The organism is Longimicrobiales bacterium (assembly GCA_028823235.1).
In the GTDB taxonomy this organism is placed as follows: domain Bacteria; phylum Gemmatimonadota; class Gemmatimonadetes; order Longimicrobiales; family Gaopeijiaceae; genus UBA2589.
The window spans coordinates 1-1,512 of record JAPKBW010000089.1; the positions used below are offsets into that span (position 1 = coordinate 1).

Consider the following 1,512-nt stretch of genomic DNA (forward strand, 5'->3'; position numbering starts at 1 on the left):
TTGCCGATAACTGCCTTTCTGAGCAGCCCGAACACGGAGAACACGAGATAGCCGAGAGCGCCGGCGAGGATGGTGGCGGCGTAGAGACGGGGAATCGTCGTCGTCCGGGCGGCGTATTGGTCGAGGAGGATGCCGATCCCCTTGTCGCCCTTACGGAAGAAGAAGTCGCCGACGATCGCGCCGATCACCGAGAGTCCTGCCGAGATGCGGAATCCCGCGAATATGGCGGGTGAAGCGGCGGGGAGCTGCAATTTCCGCAGCCGTGTCAACCTCGACGTGTGGTGAAGCGTGAACAGGTCGTGATGTCCCGCTTCCACCGACTGGATACCGAAGAGCGTGTTGTTGATGATCGGGAAGATCGCAATGATGATGCACACGATCACCCGAGCGTTGAAGCTGTAATTAAACAAGATGCCGAGGAGGGGCACGAGGGCGAGGATCGGGATGCTCTGGAGCGCCACAACGTATGGCCAGACTGAGCGTTCGATCCATCGCCCCTGGCTCATCAGGATCGCGAGCGTCATTCCCAACACAATCGCGATGCCAAGCCCCCACAGCGCGACCTGGGTCGTGAGCCACAGGGCCTTGAGCATCACCGAGAAGTTCCTCCAGTCGAGGTAGCCGTCGTGGATCACCTCGTGGAGCGGTGGCACGAGGAAACGTCGGCGCTCCGCCATGCCGTAGTAGCTCAGCCAATACCAGAAGCCGAGAAACGCGATGAAGATGAGGATCGGGCCGGCCACGTCGGCCAGCATGATCCGTCGGCGTCTGGCCGGGGCCCTGGTCTTGCTCACGTGTACGCCCCTCGAAGGGCCGCCGACACCATGCCACTCAGCTCGGCGAACTGGGGGTCGGAGCGGAGGTCGGGCTTCCGCGGATAGTCGAATGGAACGTCGAACTCGGCCACCAGCCGGCCGGGCCGAGCCGACATGACTAGGACCCTCGTCGACATGAACACCGCCTCGCCGACCGAATGGGTGATGAAAAGGCCGGCGAAACCTTCGTTCGTGAAGAGCTCCTGGGTTTCCTCGTTCAGGTGCATACGGGTGATCTCGTCGACCGCGCTGAATGGCTCGTCGAAGAGGAAGACGGGTGGCCTGAGGGTCAACGTCCGGGCCAGTGACGCGCGCATTTTCATGCCACCCGACAGCGTTTTCGGATAGTGGTTTTCGAACCCGTTGAGCCCGACCAGATCGATGGCGGCCGTGGCAAGCGCCTGTCGCTCAGCCTTCGCGTAGCCGTGCAGCTCGGGGAGCAGTTCGACGTTGCCCTGCACTGTCCGCCACGGCATGAGGGTCGCGTCCTGGAACACGTAGCCGAGCCGTTGGCGGTCCACCTCGACCGAACCGCCGGTGGGGTCAAGCAGCCCGGAGGCGATTCTCAACAGTGTCGATTTGCCGCATCCGGACGGGCCCACGATGGTGACGAACTCGCCGGGCTCGACGGAGAACGAGACGTCGCGCGTTGCCTCGGTGCCGTCGGGGTACACCATTGACACACGATCAAACTTCA

At 62.8% G+C, this 1,512-nt stretch carries 2 protein-coding genes; both read right to left on the minus strand.

Annotated elements, in window-relative coordinates; all coding sequences use genetic code 11:
• Positions 1–794, minus strand: a 794-nt coding sequence (locus OSA81_13795) for an ABC transporter permease subunit (protein ID MDE0900075.1), incomplete at its 3' end; no start/stop codon positions are given.
• On the minus strand, positions 791–1,512 hold a 722-nt coding region (locus OSA81_13800; GenBank protein MDE0900076.1), incomplete at its 5' end, for an ABC transporter ATP-binding protein. The genes OSA81_13800 and OSA81_13795, both read right to left, overlap by 4 nt.